Annotated in this window: 13 protein-coding genes; 8 read left to right on the forward strand and 5 right to left on the reverse strand. The window is 45.2% G+C overall.

The features are described from left to right. The first annotated feature begins 34 nt into the window (after positions 1 to 34). From MSG38_RS16500 to MSG38_RS16535, 8 genes are all read left to right on the forward strand, one after another. The gene (locus MSG38_RS16500) at positions 35 to 2,368 is read left to right on the forward strand and encodes a patatin-like phospholipase family protein (RefSeq protein ID WP_248402237.1); all 2,334 of its coding nucleotides are present in this window, start codon (positions 35 to 37) and stop codon (positions 2,366 to 2,368) included. Positions 2,369 to 2,640: 272 nt separating this feature from the next. Further along, the gene (acnB, locus tag MSG38_RS16505; RefSeq protein WP_048605714.1) at positions 2,641 to 5,229 is read left to right on the forward strand and encodes a bifunctional aconitate hydratase 2/2-methylisocitrate dehydratase; all 2,589 of its coding nucleotides are present in this window, start codon (positions 2,641 to 2,643) and stop codon (positions 5,227 to 5,229) included. Positions 5,230 to 5,512: 283 nt separating this feature from the next. Beyond that, complete coding sequence (locus tag MSG38_RS16510) at positions 5,513 to 5,881, forward strand: YacL family protein (RefSeq protein ID WP_019824378.1); 369 nt, start codon at positions 5,513 to 5,515, stop codon at positions 5,879 to 5,881. Between the two features lie 238 nt (positions 5,882 to 6,119). Next, complete coding sequence (gene glnK / locus MSG38_RS16515; RefSeq protein ID WP_004738200.1) at positions 6,120 to 6,458, forward strand: P-II family nitrogen regulator; 339 nt, start codon at positions 6,120 to 6,122, stop codon at positions 6,456 to 6,458. 27 nt (positions 6,459 to 6,485) lie between these two features. Then, positions 6,486 to 7,715: an ammonium transporter gene (locus MSG38_RS16520; RefSeq protein ID WP_048605711.1), complete on the forward strand. Its 1,230-nt coding sequence runs from the start codon at positions 6,486 to 6,488 to the stop codon at positions 7,713 to 7,715. 295 nt (positions 7,716 to 8,010) lie between these two features. Beyond that, positions 8,011 to 9,024: a Fe(3+) ABC transporter substrate-binding protein gene (locus MSG38_RS16525; protein ID WP_016790767.1), complete on the forward strand. Its 1,014-nt coding sequence runs from the start codon at positions 8,011 to 8,013 to the stop codon at positions 9,022 to 9,024. 244 nt (positions 9,025 to 9,268) lie between these two features. Beyond that, a complete protein-coding gene (locus tag MSG38_RS16530; RefSeq protein ID WP_050620019.1) occupies positions 9,269 to 10,894 on the forward strand; it encodes an iron ABC transporter permease in 1,626 nt (541 codons plus the stop codon). After that, positions 10,894 to 11,922 carry an ABC transporter ATP-binding protein gene (locus tag MSG38_RS16535; RefSeq protein WP_248402238.1) on the forward strand — a complete coding sequence of 343 codons (1,029 nt, stop codon included), beginning with the start codon at positions 10,894 to 10,896 and terminating at the stop codon, positions 11,920 to 11,922. The genes MSG38_RS16530 and MSG38_RS16535 overlap by 1 nt, the downstream gene beginning before the upstream one ends. 149 nt (positions 11,923 to 12,071) lie before the next feature. On the opposite strand, the gene MSG38_RS16540 is transcribed toward MSG38_RS16535, so the two are convergent. The 5 genes from MSG38_RS16540 to MSG38_RS16560 form a co-directional block, all read right to left on the reverse strand. Next, positions 12,072 to 13,484, reverse strand: coding sequence for a phosphoglucomutase/phosphomannomutase family protein (locus MSG38_RS16540; protein WP_048612323.1), 1,413 nt, complete (start codon positions 13,482 to 13,484; stop codon positions 12,072 to 12,074). Between the two features lie 74 nt (positions 13,485 to 13,558). Then, positions 13,559 to 15,964 (reverse strand): N,N'-diacetylchitobiose phosphorylase, encoded by a 2,406-nt coding sequence (locus MSG38_RS16545; protein WP_017066806.1) that lies wholly within the window; start codon positions 15,962 to 15,964, stop codon positions 13,559 to 13,561. A gap of 127 nt (positions 15,965 to 16,091) precedes the next feature. After that, positions 16,092 to 18,038, reverse strand: a complete 1,947-nt coding sequence (locus tag MSG38_RS16550) for a family 20 glycosylhydrolase (RefSeq protein ID WP_248402240.1) — start codon at positions 18,036 to 18,038, stop codon at positions 16,092 to 16,094. Positions 18,039 to 18,050: 12 nt separating this feature from the next. Beyond that, entirely contained in the window at positions 18,051 to 18,935 is an 885-nt protein-coding gene (locus MSG38_RS16555) for an N-acetylglucosamine kinase (RefSeq protein WP_248402241.1), read from the reverse strand. A 2-nt stretch (positions 18,936 to 18,937) separates the two neighbouring features. Next, a complete protein-coding gene (locus tag MSG38_RS16560) occupies positions 18,938 to 20,659 on the reverse strand; it encodes a glycoside hydrolase family 9 protein (protein ID WP_248402242.1) in 1,722 nt (573 codons plus the stop codon). Positions 20,660 to 20,711 lie beyond the last annotated feature (52 nt).

Raw genomic sequence — 20,711 nt, forward strand, 5'->3', positions numbered from 1 at the left:
GTAACAGGAAAGAATGACAAGGACAGTTAAAATAATGATTTCTCGTTGGTTAGTGAGTGGCTTAGGCATTGTCGGTACTGTGATCAGTTTTCAGCTGTTTGCATCCACCGCGACACAGGTTGATCAATCTCAGCAGGCTGAACAAGCTCATAAAAGACCAACAGTTGCTGTCGTTCTTGCTGGTGGTGGGGCAAAAGGTGCAGCTCACATTGGTGTGCTTAAAGCTCTAGAAGAGATGCAAATCCCGGTTGATTATATTACCGGTACCAGTATGGGCTCATACGTTGGTGGTCTTTATGCGACAGGGATGAGCGCAGACGAGATCGAGAGCTTTATTTATACGGTCGATTGGAATCGCGGTTATCGTGATCGCGTTAACCGTAGTGATCGCCGTGTACGTGATAAAGAATATGAAGACCGCTACCAACTGAACACCGATCTCGGCTTAGGTTGGGGCGAAATCAAAGCAAGGAAAGGGGTGGTGCAAGGCCAGAATATGTTGCGTATTCTGCGTGAGACCACAGGTAATCTATCCTCATTCGATTCTTTCGACCATCTTGCTATTCCATACCGTTCCGTCGCAACCGACATTATCGAACTTGAAGAGGTGGTCATCGACCATGGTCACCTTGTTGATGCCATGATGGCCAGTATGTCAGTTCCCGGCGCGCTTCCCCCTTATGAGCTAGATGGTCGAATGCTGGTTGATGGTGGTGTCACCAATAACATGCCCGTCGACGTTGCCAGAGCGATGGGTGCAGACATCGTCATTGCGGTGGATATCAGTACCAACTACAAAGGCAAAGATGATTTCACGAATTTTCTAGCTGCAGCTGACCAACTCTCTAATTATCTTGTTCAACGCAGCACCCAAGAGCAAGCTGAAACTCTAACAGACGATGATGTCTTCCTGCGCCCAGATGTTGGGGAAATGGAGACGACAGAATTTGATAAAATGCCATCGGCTTTCCTTGCGGGCTATGAAGCCGCTAAGCAACATACTGATGAACTTTCTAAGCTATCGCTCTCAAATGCCGATTATCAGCATTATATCGAGGACAAACAAAAAGCGCGCAGACAGCTGAAACACGGCGATCAGACCGTCGTTGACCGAGTTGTGATCAATAACAACACCCACTATTCCGATAAGCTGATCGAAAACCGTTTAAACCTTGATTCAGGTAAGGTTCTGAAGACCAGTGAAATTGAATCTAAAGTACAAGACCTCTATGCGCTAGATAGATTCGAGTTGGTGACGTATGAATTTGACACCGTGGATGGCGAGGAGCAATTGCGGGTCGATGTGAACGAAAAATCTTGGGGGCCAAACTACCTCAACTTTCGATTCTTTCTTGAAGATGACTTCTCGACTACCAGTCAGTACTCGATCGGTGTTTCAGCCAACTTTACCGATATTAACTCGCACGGTGCAGAGCTAAGAACCAATATCGAGATGGGAACGGATAAACGAATTGAGGCGGAACTCTATTCGCCATTCTTTTCGAGTCAAAAATTGTTCACTTCTGCATCGGTTGTTTATAGCAAGGAAAACAGGAACCTACCGGTAGATATTGACGATATTGAAGAACCGACACTGGACGTAACGAAAGACTACTTTCCAATGACCTATAGCGAGTATGTCGGTGAATTAGCATTAGGCTATCAACCGACTTTGTGGCAAGAGCTGAAATTTGGTGCTCGCTATACTGATGGGGATGTTGAGGTGGCTTCTTTACCTTCGTTAGGTAATGGTGGTTACACGCGTATTGGTGGGTTTATCAATTATCGATTGGATACTTTGGATAACTTCAGCTTGCCAACTGAAGGTTATTTTGTTGATTTAGAATACCTTGTTTCTCATGATGACTTTCAGAATGATACCTCTATTAATGAAACAGAGTTGACGTCTGAGAGCGATACTGTTTATGAGTTTTCGGCTAATTTAATGGCTGCAAAGAGTATCGAGAAGCATACTTTAGTCGCAAAGCTCGATTACGGTATTGTAGAAAGTAAAAACTCGATTTTTCCTATCGATCCCAAAGAGCTTGGTGGCTTCTTAAACCTGTCAGGTATTCCAAGGAATAGTATGATTGGTCAGAACTTGGCCTACACCAGCCTTATCTATCGTTATAAGTGGTTTGAAAATGACTTTGGCCTTTTTAAATCACCATTCTACGTGGGCGCATCCATTGAGCATGGTGGTGTTTGGTCGAACAATGATTTGAGTATTGATGAAGCGCCAATGTACACCGCGGGTTCTGTTTTCGCGGGTGTAGATTCACCAATCGGGCCGATCATTTTAGCTTATGGCCGAACCGAAGATAATTTCGATTCGGTGTATCTGATTGTAGGTACGTCCTACAAATAATCATGCGCAGAGTCGCCATTTAAGTGCGTAATTAGGCAAAAATAGTGGGACTTTCGTCTTAACTTGCTATGTTGGTCAAAATGATAAGATTTTAATTTAACGTTAAATTTGCTATTCTACCGCCCACAGTTTGGCCTCTATGACGCCGCTCATCAATACAAATTGAATGACAAAAATGGCAATGGAGAGCCAAGTTTCCAAGGATGTTCACTTCTTTATTTTACTAACAATTATGAAGGGAAGAAGTGAACCGCAATGAGAGGAAAAAAGTCGTGCTTGAAGCCTACCGTAAACACGTCGAAGAACGTGCTGCCGAAGGAGTTGTTCCAAAACCACTAGATGCTGAGCAGGTAGCTGGCCTAGTTGAACTTCTGAAGAATCCACCTCAAGGTGAAGAAGAAATCATTCTTGACCTACTAGAAAATCGCATTCCACCGGGTGTAGATGAAGCTGCTTACGTAAAAGCTGGCTTCCTTACGGCTATCACTAAAGGTGAAGTAGCTTCTCCACTAGTAAGCAAAGCAAAAGCTGCAGAACTGCTTGGTACTATGCAAGGCGGTTACAACATTGAATCTCTAGTATCTCTACTAGACGATGCTGAGCTTGCTCCAATCGCTGTTAAAGCGTTATCTCATACTCTACTGATGTTCGATGCGTTCTATGACGTAGAAGAGAAAGCGAAAGCTGGCAATGCATCTGCACAACAAGTACTTCAATCTTGGGCTGATGCTGAATGGTTTACAGCGAAAAACAAAGTAGCGGAAAAGATCACCGTTAAAGTATTTAAAGTTACCGGTGAAACGAACACTGATGACTTATCTCCAGCGCCTGATGCATGGTCACGTCCTGATATCCCAGTGCACGCGAAAGCGATGCTGAAGATGGAACGTGATGGCATTACTCCTGATGAACAGGGTAGTGTTGGTCCAATCAATCAAATTGAAGAAATGCAAAAAGATGGCATTCCACTGGCTTACGTTGGTGATGTTGTTGGTACAGGTTCTTCACGTAAATCGGCAACAAACTCAGTACTTTGGTTCATGGGTGAGGATATCCCATTCGTACCAAACAAGCGTACTGGCGGTGTTTGTCTTGGTGGTAAAATTGCACCAATCTTCTACAACACAATGGAAGATTCAGGCGCACTACCCATTGAACTGAACGTACAAGATATGAACATGGGCGATATCATTGATATCTACCCGTACGAAGGTGTTGTTCACAAGAACGGTTCTGTGATTTCAAACTTTGAGCTAAGCAAAGTACTTCTTGATGAAGTGCGTGCTGGTGGCCGTATTCCACTGATTATCGGTCGTGGTCTAACGGGTCGTGCTCGTGACGCTCTAGGTCTAGCTGAAACGGATCTGTTTGCTAAACCAATCGATCCATCTGCATCTGATAAAGGCTACACGCTAGCTCAGAAGATGGTTGGTAAAGCATGTGGTGTTGAAGGTGTGCGTGCTGGTCAGTACTGTGAACCTAAAATGACGACAGTCGGTTCTCAAGATACGACCGGTCCTATGACTCGTGATGAGCTTAAAGATCTGGCGTGTCTTGGTTTCTCTGCAGACCTTGTAATGCAGTCTTTCTGTCACACATCGGCATACCCTAAACCGGTAGATGTAAACACTCACCATACGCTACCTGATTTCATCATGAACCGTGCGGGTGTTTCACTTCGTCCAGGTGATGGCGTTATCCACTCATGGCTAAACCGTATGCTTCTTCCTGATACTGTAGGTACAGGTGGTGACTCGCATACTCGTTTCCCTCTAGGTATTTCATTCCCTGCGGGTTCTGGCTTGGTAGCATTTGCTGCAGCAACAGGCGTTATGCCTCTTGATATGCCTGAATCTATCTTGGTTCGCTTTAAAGGTGAAATGCAACCGGGTATCACGTTACGTGACCTAGTACATGCCATTCCTCTTTACGGTATCAAGCAAGGTCTACTAACGGTAGAGAAAGCCGGTAAGATCAACGAATTCTCTGGTCGTGTACTAGAAATTGAAGGCGTTGAGCACCTATCTGTTGAGCAAGCATTTGAGCTTTCTGATGCATCTGCTGAGCGTTCTGCTGCAGGTTGTACGGTTAAGCTATCTCAAGAGTCTATCGATGAGTACCTGAACTCGAATATCGTTATGCTTAAGTGGATGATTGCTGAAGGTTACGGTGATGTTCGTACGATTGAGCGTCGTATCACAGCAATGGAAGAGTGGTTAGCGAACCCTGAGTTGCTATCTGCTGATTCAGATGCGGAATACGCACATGTTATTGAGATTGATCTTGCTGACATCGATCAACCAATCCTATGTGCACCAAACGATCCAGATGATGCTCGTCTTCTTTCTGACGTTCAAGGCACTGAGATTCAAGAAGTGTTTATCGGTTCTTGTATGACCAACATCGGTCACTTCCGTGCTGCAGGTAAGATGCTAGAAGAGTTTAACGGCTCGCTAAATACTCGCCTATGGGTTGCTCCGCCAACGAAGATGGATAAAGACCAACTGACAGAAGAAGGCTACTACGGCATCTTCGGTCGTGCTGGGGTACGTATCGAAACTCCTGGCTGCTCACTATGTATGGGTAACCAAGCTCGTGTTGCTGATGCTTCGACGGTTATGTCGACGTCAACGCGTAACTTCCCGAACCGCTTAGGTAATGGCGCGAACGTTTATCTGGCTTCTGCTGAGCTTTCTGCTGTTGGTGCGATTCTAGGTCGCATCCCAACGAAAGAAGAGTACTTAGAGTACGCTGAGAAGATTAATGCAACGGCTGCTGATACATACCGTTACCTGAACTTCCATAAAATGGGTCAGTACACGGAAAAAGCAGACACTGTTATCTTCCAAGAACCAGCTTAGTTCCTCGTTATATTTGTAGCTGCAGCGTTGTTGACTGCGTACGTTCACCCTAATCACATAGAGCTTCTATGCTCATAGGGATGAACGTACTTGTCGCCTAACTGCAACTCCAACTATTTAGAGGAACCCAAATGATAGAACGTCTACTTCGGTAGGCGTTTTTTTATGTCTGAATACTGGACGACGAGCGACTCGATCTCTTGATGACTTCGCTATATACTCTCGCCTCATTTTTGCCACAACCCTTTTATTGAGTCTCTTTTTATTAGAGCTTTGGAGCCTTATGGAATTCGAATTTACTAGAAACACTCTAATGGGCGAATACTATGTCAAATGCAGTATGGGCCATGAGATTGTTGGCCGTTGGCTTCAAGAAGAGATCGGTAAAGATAAGCAGAAATTAGATCATGTGATGGCGTTGATTGAGCAATCTCGACAGGATTTGAGCAATGAAGTGACGTTGCTTGGCAAAGAGATTAGCCTTGCGATCAACGAAGATGAAGTAACGATTCAAGAAAACGTGTTAGCGCATGAGCAAGAGATGGAAGAGGGCAGTGAATTCGACTTCTATAATTGTGAAAGCCAAGCAAGCTGCGGAATCGACGATTTCGAACTGCTCATCGAACGCTGGATGGATTTTTTAGGTTACTAGTCCTAAGACCTATTTGTTAGTCACTCAGAGCTTTGAAGGCTCCGTTGCCCAAAACTGGAGCAATAAGAGCATCACGCATTAAGATAGTGAAAAGGCCGCACCATATTGGTGCGGCCTTTTTCGTTATTACGACCTTATTATCTTCATCTTATTTAAAATCAACCACTTAACTTTTTGGCACGCTACTTGGATTGTAATAAGAGAATTAACGGATTAAGTAAGAATTTAAGGAACGAATATGAAATTAATAAATGCCATTGTTAAGCCATTCAAATTAGACGATGTACGCGAAGCGCTCTCTGATGTGGGTATTGAAGGTATGACTGTTTCTGAAGTGAAAGGCTTTGGTCGTCAGAAGGGACACACTGAATTGTATCGTGGTGCAGAGTACCAAGTGGATTTCCTACCAAAGGTGAAGCTAGAGATTGCTACCCAAGCTGAGAATGTTGACCGAGTTGTTGAAGCGATTAGCCAAGCGGCACACACCGGAAAAATCGGCGACGGCAAAATTTTTGTGTATGACCTAAGCCAAGCCGTACGAATTCGTACTGGTGAAATGGATGCTGAAGCACTTTAAAGAATTACAAGGACTGGAGACTTTAATATGGAACTTACAACAACAGTAACGGAACTACGTTACGCACTAGACACTTTTTTCTTCCTCATTTCAGGTGCGTTGGTAATGTGGATGGCAGCAGGCTTCGCGATGTTAGAAGCTGGCCTAGTTCGTTCAAAGAACACCACAGAAATTTTAACTAAGAACATCTGTTTGTACGCAATTGCTTGTACAGCTTTCTTAGTGGTTGGTTACAACATCATGTATGTCGACAACGGTGAAGGCGGTTGGTTGCCATCATTTGGTACTCTAATTGGTACACAAGGTGAAGGCGCAGACCACTCTCTAGAATCAGACTTCTTCTTCCAGGTAGTATTCGTTGCAACAGCAATGTCTGTAGTATCTGGTGCGGTTGCTGAGCGTATGAAGCTTTGGTCATTCCTAATCTTCTCTGTAGTACTAACAGCGTTCATTTACCCAGTTGAAGGTTACTGGACTTGGGGCGGCGGTTTCCTATCAGAAGCAGGTTTCAGCGACTTCGCAGGTTCAGGTATCGTACACATGGCTGGTGCAGCAGCAGCGTTAGCTGGTGTTCTACTACTCGGTGCTCGTAAAGGTAAATACGGTAAGAACGGTGAAATCTACCCGATTCCTGGTTCAAACATGCCACTTGCAACGCTAGGTACATTTATCCTTTGGTTCGGTTGGTTCGGTTTCAACGGCGGTTCTCAACTAATGGTTTCAGACTTCGAGAATGCGACAGCAGTTGGTCAAATCTTCCTTAACACCAACGCAGCAGCAGCAGCGGGTGCAATCGCAGCACTACTAGTATGTAAAACAACTTGGGGTAAAGCAGACCTAACAATGATTCTTAACGGCGCGTTAGCGGGCCTAGTAGCAATCACTGCAGACCCTCTATCACCATCACCTCTATTTGCTGTAGCGATTGGTTCGGTATCTGGTGCATTGGTTGTATTCAGCATCATCGCTCTAGACAAAGCTAAGATTGATGATCCAGTAGGTGCTATCTCTGTACACGGTGTATGTGGTTTCTTCGGTCTAATGGCTGTGCCACTAAGCAACGCTGATGCAACGTTTGGTGCTCAACTATTAGGTGCAGCAGTCATCTTTGCATGGGTATTCGGTGCTAGCTTAGCGGTATGGGCAGTGCTTAAAGCAACAATCGGTATCCGAGTAACGGAAGATGAAGAACTTGAAGGTATGGACATGCACGATTGTGGTGTCGGCGCTTACCCTGAGTTTGTATCAGTAAAATAATCAACAGTCGTCGCCTAATCTGAATGGGTTAGGTTGGACAAAGAAAGCCCCGTAACTCTTGTTGCGGGGCTTTGTTGTATTTACGGTTGCACAATATATAAACACGAGCGTTGAAGTTGGGCTCATTGTTTAAGGGGGATGACAAGACACAAAGTTGAAATGGTTTGTTACAAAAGTGAGAGTTTAAATGGTCTGAGTAGACGGATTTTTTGTTGGTCGTCATTGTAATTATGTTAATGATGAATATAATAACGCAACTGATAGACATTATCATTTCGATATAAAGGATTTTACAATGAAGAAACTGCTAACACTTTCAGCTCTAGCGTGTGGTGTAATTGCCCCGACAGCAATGGCTGCGGAAGAAGTAAACGTATACTCTTACCGTCAACCTTTCCTTGTTGAGCCAATGTTCAAAGAGTTCACAAAAGAGACTGGCATTAAAGTAAACGTTAAGTTTGCTAAAAAAGGTTTAGCAGAAAAGTTAGCTCAAGAGGGTGAATACAGCCCAGCTGACGTTGTCTTAACTGTAGATATCAGCCGTCTATCTGAACTAACTAAACAAGGTCTAGTTCAATCTGTAGAGAGCGATGTACTTGAAAAGAACATCCCTGCTCAATACCAAGATACAGATAACGAGTGGTTCGCTCTAACAACTCGTACACGTAGCGTTTATTCTTCACGTGACCGTGTTGGTCGTCTAGGTGAAGAGTTCACTTACGAAGATCTAACTAAGCCTGAGTTTAAAGGCAAAATCTGTACTCGTAGCGGTAAGCACCCATACAATGTTTCTCTAGTATCTTCGATGATTGCTCATAAAGGTGAAGCTGAAACGAAAGAATGGCTAGAAGGCGTAAAAGCAAACCTAGCACGTAAGCCTCAAGGTAACGACCGCGCGCAAGTTAAAGCGATTAAAGAAGGTCTATGTGATGTTGCTCTTGGTAACAGCTACTACCTAGGTAAGATGGTTAATGATAAAGAGCAAAAAGCTTGGGCTGACTCTGTTTACATTAACTTCCCTAACCAAGAGACTACAGGTACTCACGTAAACATCTCTGGTATGGCAATGGCTAAATACTCTCCAAATGAAGAGAATGCCGTTAAGCTGATGGAATTCCTATCTGGTAACACAGCACAAAGCATGTACGCAGAAGTGAACTACGAATACCCAGTGAAAGCAGACGTTAAACCTTCTGAGCTTGTTGCTTCATGGGGCGAGTTCAAAGCGGATACTATTTCTCTAGATGAAATTGCAAACCACCACGCGGCTGCAATCAAGCTATTAGACGAAGTTAAGTTCGATCTATAATTTATTACGGTAGGCTTCGGCCTAAGTAAAATGACAACCTCAAGTCGCCATTTTGGCTACTTGGGGTTGTTTGTTATTGGAAAATCACTTTTTGATACAAAGCACCCCGTTGATCCCTTGAGTTATTAGCATCTCACCTTGAAGTCATTAGAGTATATGGGTATAAATAACCCCACCATTAAAAGGATATGAGATGTATTTGCAAATGCATTTGTGTTTCATTAAGCCTCGTTGTAGTTAGGCGATGAAAGAAAAGAATTATTTATGGAACACCAGTAGCAGCATTATTGCTGTATTACTGGTTTTACCGATCTTAGCGATTTTTACGACGGCTGTTGGAGAAACGGATGAGCTATTTTCTCATCTGATGTCCACAGTGATGCCTACCTATGCCTACAATACGGTGGTTTTAGTCATAGGAACCATGTTCCTGTCTTTAGTTTTTGGTATTCCGTCGGCTTGGGTTATGGCAATGTGCCGTGTTCCGGGAGAGCGTGTTTTGCAGTGGGCACTCGTCCTGCCATTAGCAATGCCAGGCTATATCGTTGGCTATATCTTTACTGATTGGTTCGACTTTGCTGGCCCTGTTCAGGTTCTACTGCGAGATCTTACTGGGTGGGGACCCGGTGAGTATTGGTTCCCGGATATTAGAACCTTATCTGGCGCTATTATTGTTCTATCTCTCGTTCTCTATCCTTATGTTTATTTGCTGTGCCGCGCGGCATTTATGGAGCAAAACGTTTCCTTATTGCAATCCGCTCGTTTGCTTAAATGCTCACCTTGGGAAAGCTTCCGTCGTATCTCCTTACCACTTGTTCGTCCATCAATGGCGGTCGGTTTATCGCTTGTTGCTATGGAAACCATCGGTGACTTTGGTACCGTGAGTTACTTTGCAGTAAATACTTTAACGACTGCGGTTTATGATACTTGGCTTGGCTACTCAAGCTTAACGGCAGCAGCGAAAATATCGGCAATCATGCTGGTTATCGTGATCCTACTGTTGAGCTCAGAGCGATACAGTCGCCGTAAGCAGAAGCTATTCCAGAATCAGTTCAGTAGTCGCGAAGATTTTCGTTACGACCTTTCTGGTTGGAAAAAATGGCTGGCACTATTCTGGTGCTGGGGATTGGTTTGCGTTGCATTCCTGTTCCCTCTTGGCCAGCTCATCATTTACGCCTACAAATATTTTGCTCAAAGCTGGACCCCTGAATTCAGAGAATATGCCATCAACAGCCTTTACGTTTCGGTAGCTGCTGCGATTATTGGCGTGATTATCGCGATGATTGTTAACTTTAACCAACGCGTTAGTCCGAGTAAGAAAAATCAGGCTTATATGCGTCTCGCTTCGATGGGCTATGCCGTTCCAGGCACCGTGTTAGCGATTGGTGTAATGGTACCTGTTTTGTTCATGGATCACTTGGTCAATGACATTGCGAAGGTGATGGAGTGGGGGCGACCTGGTTTGATCTTCTCCGGTTCCATGTTCGCGCTAATTTTTGCCATGGTCGTACGTTTTTCAGCAGTGGCGATTGGCAGTATTGAAAGCAGCTTGAGTAAAGTATCCCCTTCATTGGATATGGCCTCGAAAACCATGGGTTGCAATACCAATCAGATGTTACGCCGTGTTCATTTACCTTTGATTAAACGTGGCGCATTGATCGCTGGTTTACTGGTGTTTATCGAATCAATGAAAGAGTTGAATGCGGCATTGCTGCTGCGTCCTTTCAACTTCGAAACATTGGCGACTTATGTTTATAACTATGCCTCAGATGAGCACCTAGAGTTGGCGGCGATGCCTGCTGTATTATTGGTGTTGGTGGGTTTAATTCCTCTGATCATCGTAAACCGTTCCTTGGAGCAGAAAAACTAATGAGTTGTGCATTATCAATTAAAGATCTGACCTGTAAGTATGAGTCGCAAACCATTTTGGAAGCGCTCTCGTTAGAAGTTGAGCATGGTGAAATTGTTTGTCTTCTTGGTGCGAGTGGCTGCGGTAAAACGACCTTACTTAAGGCGATTGCGGGCTTACTTCCATTAAGTAGCGGTGTGATGAGTTTGAACTGTCAAACCATTGATGATGGCGAGAATTGGTTGCCACCAGAGCAGCGTAACATTGGTATGATTTTCCAAGATTACGCCCTGTTTCCGCACCTGACGGTAAACCAGAATGTCGGCTTTGGCTTGAAAGACCTTTCTGAGCAGCAAAAGAAACAGAAGGTTCAAGAGATGCTGGAGCTGGTTCACTTAGATGAGTACGGTGACCGCTACCCACACCAACTTTCAGGTGGTCAACAGCAACGTGTCGCGATTGCTCGTTCTTTAGCTTACAAGCCAGACTTATTGTTATTGGATGAACCATTCTCAAACATCGATACTCAGGTTCGTCATGAGCTAATTTCTCAGATTCGTAAGATCTTTAAGAAGCAGGGTGTTACAGCTATCTTCGTAACTCACAGCCGTGAAGAAGCGTTCGCGTTTGCAGATAAGATGGCAGTAATGAACCATGGTGTGATTGAGCAGTATGGTTCGGCATCTGAGTTGTATTTCCATCCTTCGAGTAAGTTCGTTGCAGACTTCTTGGGCGGCGGTAGCTACCTTAATGCACAGCGTATTTCAGAGCATGAATTTGAAACCAGTTTGGGTATGGTTGAAGCCAAACCGCAAACGGAGATTGAGTTCGGTAATACGTGTGAACTTCTGTTAAGACCCCAGCATATACAAGCAAGTTACGAGCAAGATAGTGCTATTTCGGTGCTAGAACAGCAATTTATGGGTGATCATTGTCGTTATGTAATCGAAGCGCATGGTCAGAAGTTATTAGCAACCTCGTCAGAAGCACTTGAAGTGGGTATGCCGGTCAACGTAAAAGTGGATACCAAAGGTGTATTGGCTTTTTAAAGAGATATAACGCGATACTAATCGTACAATAATCGCGATAAAAAAGCCCAGCACTTTAATCAAAGTACTGGGCAAGAGTTCTTCACTTATAGGCTTTAACAAGGCAGTGATTTGTTAAGTCCCATACAAAACTGCTGCACTCTATAAGCCTATAGAGAGAGGAAGTCTTTCACTTTTTGAAGAACACGTTCTGCAGTGTCTTTATCTTCCATTTCTGCGAAGATTCGTAGTAACGGCTCTGTTCCTGAGAAGCGAGCAATGACCCAACCGCCATTCTTGAAGTACACCTTGGCACCATCTTCATAGCTGACTTTTTCAATTTCGTATTCAAATTCAGGCAGTTGCTTCTCGACGTAGATCTTAGTGTAGAGCGCTTCTTTCTCTGAAGGTTTAAACTTACAATCGCCTTCTGCGGTGTAGGCATAGCCGTATTTAGAGTAAATCTCATCAAGTAATTCAGACAGCTTCTTGCCTGTTACACTGATCATCTCAACCAGTAAGCTTGAAGCAAATACGCCATCCTTACCTTTGATGTGACCACGAATGGTTAAACCACCCGAACTTTCGCCGCCAATCAGAGAATCATCAGCTTCCATTTGCGAGCTGATATGCTTAAAGCCTACAGGAACCTCAAAGCTCTTCTCACCATGATCTGCCGCCACTTTATCCAGTAGATGTGTGGTTGCGATGTTACGAACGACAGAGCCCTTCCAGCCTTTGTATTCCAGCAAGTAGTAGTAAAGCAGGAGTAGTACTTCGTTAGGGTGAATGAAGTGACCTTTCTCATCGATGATTCCCAAACGGTCGGCATCGCCATCAGTACCAATACCAATGTCATAGCCTTCTGCTGCAACTAAGTGCTTCAAGCGATACAGCGTTGCAGCATTTGGAGATGGCATCAAACCACCAAAATCTGGGTTTTTGCCATCGTTGATGACGTCGACATCACAGCGACCGTTAATCAGCACGGTTTGCAGAGCATTTTTTGCCACGCCAAACATTGGATCAATCAGTACACGTAGGTTAGCTTTCTTGATTGACTCGATGTCGATGAAGTTGATGATCGAATCAACAAAGTCGTTCATAGGGTTGATGATCTCGATTTCTTTGTCGTTTAATGCTTGTTCGAAATCGACTCGGATAACATCTTCGTTAGTCAGTGTTGCGATTTGCTGTTCGATCTTCTCTGTGATGATCTCATCGGCATCGCGGCCGCCTTCAATGAACACCTTAATACCATTGTAATCAGCGGGGTTGTGAGAAGCGGTAATACACGCCGAGTAGGTGCATCCCATCTCTTTTGCTTGGAACATCACGATAGGTGTTGGAACGAACTTATCGATGAAGCTTACTTTGATGTTGTTCGCCGCAAGTACTTCTGCAAACCAACATGCGGCTTTATCTGAAAGGAAGCGGCGGTCATAGCCGATCACAAACCCATTCTTGGCTGCATCTTCGTTGTTAATGATGTTAGCGAGCGCTTGTGCTACTAAACGGACGTTTTCTCTAGTGAACTCTTCACCAATGAAAGCGCGCCAGCCACCTGTACCAAATTTAATCATTAGAAAATCCTTTTAGTCTCATTGTCTCAAGCCTGTAAAGACTTGAGACAAGAGCTGTTCGTTAAATTGCGTGACTAGCCTAGAACAACGACAACATCGTTCACGCTGCCTTCTGCTTGTACTGGGATTGCGCCTTCAACTGACTCACCATTGATAGTGATAGAGGCAACGCCTTTGCTTACTGCATTCGGGTTTTGCACTGTGATGTTGTAAGTCGCGCCACGCCATTGACGAGTAACCTCGAACTCTGGCCAATCAGTCGGGATACAAGGATCAACCGTTAAGCCTTCAAAGCCTGTACGAACACCAAGAATGAAGTTGGTTACCGCGAAGTAAGCCCAACCCGACGTACCCGTTAACCAAGGGTGGTTTGCACGGCCGTGGTCTTGGTGATCTTTACCCATGATGAACTGCACGTACGAGTATGGTTCTGCGTAACGTGTTTCAATCATGTCGTTTTGGTTGTACGGGTTCAGTGCGTCGTAGAACTTCATAGCACGGTCACCACGACCTAGTTTCGCTTCTGCTACCCAAGCCCATGGGTTAGGGTGAGAGAAGATTGCGCCGTTCTCTTTTACGCCTTGGTAAACGCGAGTTACGAAGCCGATGTCATCGTTTGGTGTTGCGAATGATGGAGAGTTTAGGTGTAGGCCGTATTCAGAGAAAAGGTTTTCATCAACAGCGTCCATCGCTTTCTCACCGCGTTCTTGAGATACCGCGCCAGATAGAACGGCTAGCGTGTTTGACTCAAGGTGTACACGACCTTCTGCTTGTTGAGCGGTACCGATCTTGTCGCCATTTTTAGTCAGACCACGGATGTACCAACCACCCTCGTCATCCCAAAGATGCGTTTCACATGCTTCGCGAACGTTAGCAGCCATTTCTGTGTATTTCGCAACGTCAGCATCGTTATTACGGAACTTAGCAAGATCTAGAAATTCTTGTAGCGCCCAGAAGTGTAGGAATGAAACCATTGAAGATTCACCGCCACCTAGATTCAAACAGTCATTCCAGTCAGCTCGAAGACCTTTACAGATACCCGTTTGACCCACGTATTCAGCAGAGAAGTTCAGTGCCGCTTTCATGTGTTCGTAAACTGTCGCCTCGCCACCGTCTGCGTATGGAATCACTTCATCAAAGAAGTCGTGCTCACCGGTTTCCATTACGTATTTGATGATGGTCGGAACGATCCATAGGTGATCATCAGAACATGTGTCTTCAATGCCGTGGATCTTGTCGTCATCTGACGGTGTGGGAACAACCGTTGGTGATTTTGATGGCTCAACGTCGGCTTTCTCTGGATCGAACCAGTCTGGATCGAACAAGTGTAGACCGTAGCCCGCCTTCACTTGGCCTCGTAGCAGGTCGATAATACGCTTCTTGGTCATTTGTGGGTTGGCATGAGGTACTGAGATAGCATCTTGCGCCGTATCACGGTAACCAAGACCAGTACGACCGCCAACTTCGATGAATGATGCAAAGCGAGACCAAACCACACAGGTTTCGGCTTGGTATAGCGTCCACGTGTTGATCATTGTGTCTAAGCCTTCGTTTGGCGACTTAACTTGGAATTTGTTGCAACGCTCATCCCAGTGATCTTTGATGCCTTGGAAAGCGGCGTCTACGTTTGCTGTGTCTTGGTACTTCTCACGTAGGCGTTCACCGTTGCCTTTACCGATACCGAGTACATACGCAAAGCGAACTTCTTCACCGGGTTGAATCGTAAATTGCTTGTGCAGAGAACCACAGTGGTTGTAACAAGTTTGAGCGCTGTTAGAACACTTACCGTTTTCAACCGCAATTGGATTTGCTTCATCACGGTACATACCAAGGAAGTTGTCACGTTGGCCATCGTAGCTGTCTGGTGAGAAAGTTGAAGCTAGGTAGTAGAAGCCTTCAAAGTCGTTAGTGTTGTAGTACAGGTCGTATTCCAGAACACCTTCTTGGTAAGACGTGCCCGCAGAGTACAAAGACATCTGATGGTTTTGATTGTCTGATTGAATATGGCTGAAAGAGAACTCAACAAACGAGAAAGTGCTGATAGTACGTGGCTTGTCAGTGTTGTTCTTTAATACAACGTCCCAAACTTCTGCATCTTCACCCTTAGGTACGAATAGCGTCTTTGTTGCGGTAATGCCGCTGTATTCACATTTGAATTTTGAGTATGACAGGCCGTGACGAACTTCGTAGTTCGCTTCATCTAGGCTCTTTGCCACTGGTTGCCAAGAGATAGACCAGTAATCACCCGTCTCATCATCACGCAGGTAAACATAGTGTCCTGGGCGGTCGAATGTGCCGTTTGGACGGAACTTAGTAACACGGTTGTATTCCGGAGAATTGTAGAACGAGTAACCGCCCGCATTGTGCGAAATCACGGTACAAAACTTTTCAGTACCTAGGTAGTTTGTCCAAGGTGCTGGTACATCAGGGCGAGTGATGACGTATTCGCGATTGTCGTTATCGAAATAGCCGTATTTCATTGTCATTTCCTTTTTAACAAACTGCATCTATGCAGCTAATTTTTAAATAGTGATGCTGAGTCGTATCTGACTGAGCACCTTAATTTGAGTCAGCAACCACTCGATATGAGTGTCGCTTTGGTTTGTTTTATTGAGCTTTCCAAGGGTTGCGATAATCAACATTGAGTCTGTCGAGTAATGGCAGATGCCCCTTTAGGCGAGATAGGTAATCTAGCCAGTTTCGGTTGTTTTTATGTGTCCAACATCCTTCAGCTAAAGCGCTAATTCTTGGGAATACCATGTAATCCATACGCTTTTGGTTGGTGACGATCTCACACCATAGAGCACACTGAATTCCGCGGATCCGCTTACGAATTGGGTCGGTGTCGGATATCTCAGCAAGTGCTTCGTAGGTGTAAGCTTGTTCTAATGGGATTACGGCAGCCCAATCTACGCCCGGTTCTTCCGGTGCATAATCTTGGGTCATGTCGAGATAGGTAAACTGTGCAGGTTGCAACACCACATCAAAGCCTTGGCGAGCGCAATTGACAGCCGCTTCTTCACTGAGCCATGAGTAGATGATGGTCTCTTTACTCACTTTGTCGCCGTGCTGTGCTTCTTCCCAGCCGACCATGCGTTTGCCGAGTTGCTTAAGCTTGTTTTCGGCATAGCGGAATAGGTGACCTTGCAAATCTTTGCTGTCTTGGTACTGGTGTTCTTTCATCAATGCTTGAGCAGCAGGGCTGTTGGTCCACACGCCTGGTGGCACTTCGTCTGCACCCATGTGAATTAATTCGCTAGGGAACAGCTCTGCGACTTCTTCAATAACTGCATCTAGAAATTGGTAAGTGCCGGGCAAGCCTGGGTTTAGTACATTGTCGTTGTAGTGCTGAATGCTCTTGTATTGAGTGGTATCCGCTTGCTCTACCAGCATCTCAGGCAGTGATTTGATTGCGGCGCGACAGTGTCCCGGAATATCGATCTCTGGGATCACCGTGATGCTGCGTTGCTCTGCGTATTCAATGACTTCACGAATCTGTTGTTGTGTGTAGAAGCCGCCATAGTTGTCCGCAATGTGGGTGTATTGCGGTTCTAGTGCATGATCAGGGCCACGCCAAGCGCCAATTTCTGTTAGCTGTGGTAGGCTCTTTATCTCAATTCTCCAGCCTTCATCATCGGTGAGGTGCCAGTGAAAAACGTTGAATTTGTACTGCGCCAATTGGTTGATTAAACGCTTCACTTGATCCACTGGGTGGAAGTGACGAGCGCAATCCAACATCATGCCGCGGTACTTAAAGCGCGGTTGGTCGGCTATCTTGCAACATGGTAGAGAGAAGTTCTCTGCGTCCAGTTGTTGTACTAATTGAATCAAGCTTGCCACAGCGTGTGTAAAGCCCGACTGGCTGCCTGATTCAGCAATAATCTGTTGTGCAGTGATGGTCAGCTTGTATTCGGCTTCATCTAACGTCGGGTTGCTGCGAAATAGAATGTCGCCGCTTTCGTTTTTTGAAAGTTCAGCTGAAAGCGCGTTCGAAAGAGACAACTCAAAGGTCGAGAGCAATTCTTGCTGGAACCAAGATACTGCCTTATCAGCAAGATGAGATTGAACTTCAATTCTGCAGTCGCTACTTAGTGCGAAGCTACCTTGCTGAAGTTCGATATGATTCGGTTGAGGAATCAATGCAATCTCAGCAGCGTTAACTTCAGGTATTTGATTGCGTTCACGGTATGGCGAAGCCAGTACAATGGGTGATACCGCGACAGGCAGTACCGATGTTTCTCCATCATGATGTGACTGGATAAAGGCATCGTTAAGGCCATCAGAATAGAAGCGGAATGGGGCGCTTTGAATACTGAATTCAAGGTAGTAATGGTTGTTCGCCTTTAACACGGTGGCACTTGGCTGGTAAGAACAAAAGCTTCCTACCTGAGTTAATTCACCTTGCGACAGACTCTCTGGAAGGATGAATCGATCAAATGCAAAATGCAGAGACCAATCTTTTACGTCGAGGTCACTTAAGTTATGTACCGTAAGGCCAAATCGGCAGTTATTTTTTTGTTCAGAAAGAACAGCTAAGTCGATGCGATAATTCATATAACTTCCCTGCTAAGCCTGTTGATACAAGTTGTGTTGTGGTTTTCCGGCAAACATCAATGCACCTTCGATAGCGTCAAATTGAGGTTTAACGATCCATTTTTGTACTGGTGGCGATAGCCAGTTGAGAATACGCTCAGCGATACTTCCCATTAAGCACACCTTGTCAGCGCCTTTTCGATGCAGCGCTAATACAAACATTTCGATATCAGCTGCGGTTTGCTTGAGCATATCGATAGCCAGTTCGTCACCTTCGTTAGCGAGTTGAAAAATAACTGGTGAGAATTGACCGTAATCCTTTGGAATAGCACCTTTTGACCATTCGACAATGGCATCCACATCATTATTAAAGTGATTCATCACATGTAGAGTCAGCGGGGTTTTGTTGCGAATACCGTCTTCTGCAAGCAAAACTTGTTGAATCAAACGTAAGCCCATAACCGCGCCGCCACCTTGATCTGAAATCGGAAATTCACGACCGCCAACCACATGTTGCTCACCGTCTTTTAGGTAGATACCGCAAGAACCCGTACCACCAATCATGATTGCGCCGTCTTGGCCATTGTGAGCACCAATGCAAGCGCCATAAGCGTCTGTATTTAGTGTCATGCTTGCGAAAGGGTGCGGTTGTGACATGAAGTCGAACCATGCTGATTTTTGCTCAGCGCCAGCCAGTGCTAGGCCAACATGCATATTTGAAAAATGGTCTGAGTTGAGTTGCCCTTGTTGTGCTGCTTTTGTGATGGCATCAATAATTGAGCTCATCGCCACATCCACACCCAAAAGGATGTTGGCACTGCCACTTTTCGCTTCACCAATCAGTTTGTCTTGATCGTCACGAATACGAGCTCGACAAGAAGTGCCTCCACCATCAATACCTACGTAGTAAAGAGTCATGACTATTGCTCCTTACGCTGAGCTAAGAAGTTGAACTGTGCAGCGGTGGCTAATAGGAACCACGCACCATGAGGGATCCATTGTTCACCCCAGCGCCAGTTTTGGAGCATGTCATCTTTTTGAGCGGGTGGATTGAACGCAATGTCTTGTTCATCTTCAAAACCAGCCGTGATGCCATTACAGATACCGCCTTTCGCATTGAAGAAACCAAGCTGAGGTAGGTAGTCTGGGTTGTTATGGCCATGACCATCGAGCATGCACATGTGATATGGGTTGAGGCCCAAGATCCAATCAAGGCTATTTTGTGAAAGCTGGATTAAGCGCTGCTGAAGGTCATTATCTTTAATGTGCGGTTGAACTAGGTAAGCCATCGTTGCGATCGAGCCAAGGCGTGCGTTCTCGCCTTGCCACCAGTAACCGGTTTCGTTCTGTTGAGCGACGAAGAAGGCATCACGTTTATCACCATCGACAGATTTAACGTATTGTCTTGGATAGCCAAATGGGTTGGTGACTTTGTCGGTGATGTTGATTTCGAACTGACAAGCTTGTTCAACAACTGTGCGAGCCTGTTCTTTTAGTTCAGCATCGGTTTCGTTGTTGATGTATTCGCATAGTGTAATCACCGGAAGGCCGGCTTCTGCTGCATGAAAATATGGGCGAGAGCCATCAGAGTTTGCAGACCAGAAGTGCTCAAATGAATCATCGGATTGCTGACGAGAGATTAAACGAGTCGCCCAAGTTCGGGCTTCTGTTAAGTATTGCTGATCTTGAGTTACGCGATACAGCTCATTGGCTGCGAGTAGGGCGCAATATTCATCGATGATGTTCTCTTCACCATCGTTTAGATACTGGAGGTTGTACTCTTTTAAGTGCCAGTAACCCTTAACCGCCGTTTCAAGGTAAGTGTGGCTCGAGTAGCTGCCAGAGATTTCAAGCTCAGAAGCTGCAGCTAATGCTGCGATAGCAACCCCTGCACCTTGTCGGTAGCCCGCTTGTAAGTCTGTTGACTTATGACCTTCTTGAGTCGCATAAGCGCAGATGTCGCGCTGGTTGATATCTTTGCTCCATTTATCGAATACCGTCATATAGAAGTATCCATCAGCGTCTTGCATACGCACTAAGAAGTCGGCACCGAACAGAGCCTCTTCCGTTAGACGAGTCATGGAGAATTTTGGGAAGTCTGGATTATGGTTAGTCAAGCGTACGCTTTTTAGCATGTTCCAAACGACCATTGGAATTTGTTGTGGGTTTAGGTAGTTACCATAAGACAGGTGGCTAAAATACTTACTGACATCACCTGATGCGTCATACCACCCACCGTGGACATCGACGTATCGGTCGGTACCTAGAATTTGTGCTTGTCGATCTTTTTTGTCGAAAATACCGCCACAGCGTTGTGACTTAAAGTAATGAAGCACATCAGAAAACGTGTGGTTCATTAATAGGTTGCTACCAATCTCAAACACTTCAGAGCGCAGATTGTCAAAGCGCAGATAGTAGCGACCAGATTCAGTGACTGAACCGAAATCGATAGTGAAGAATTGCCCTTGATGCCAATTTGCTACGCGGCCTTGTTTAACCACATCAAAACTTCCGACAGTCATATGGTTGTCTGCACAGACGAGCAGAGCCGTTGTGCTAGATAGGCGAGCTTTCTTCGTTTGTAGGATAGCTTGCTTCGGGCCTGTGGACTCATAGCCAATATGGTTGGTCAATAACAGCATCAATATTCTCCGACAGTCCTAGTTTCTATTGGCTAGGTACTTGAATGTTTTG

This window comes from Vibrio sp. 1CM24A (genome assembly GCF_023161725.1).
Classification (GTDB): Bacteria; Pseudomonadota; Gammaproteobacteria; order Enterobacterales; family Vibrionaceae; genus Vibrio; species Vibrio coralliirubri.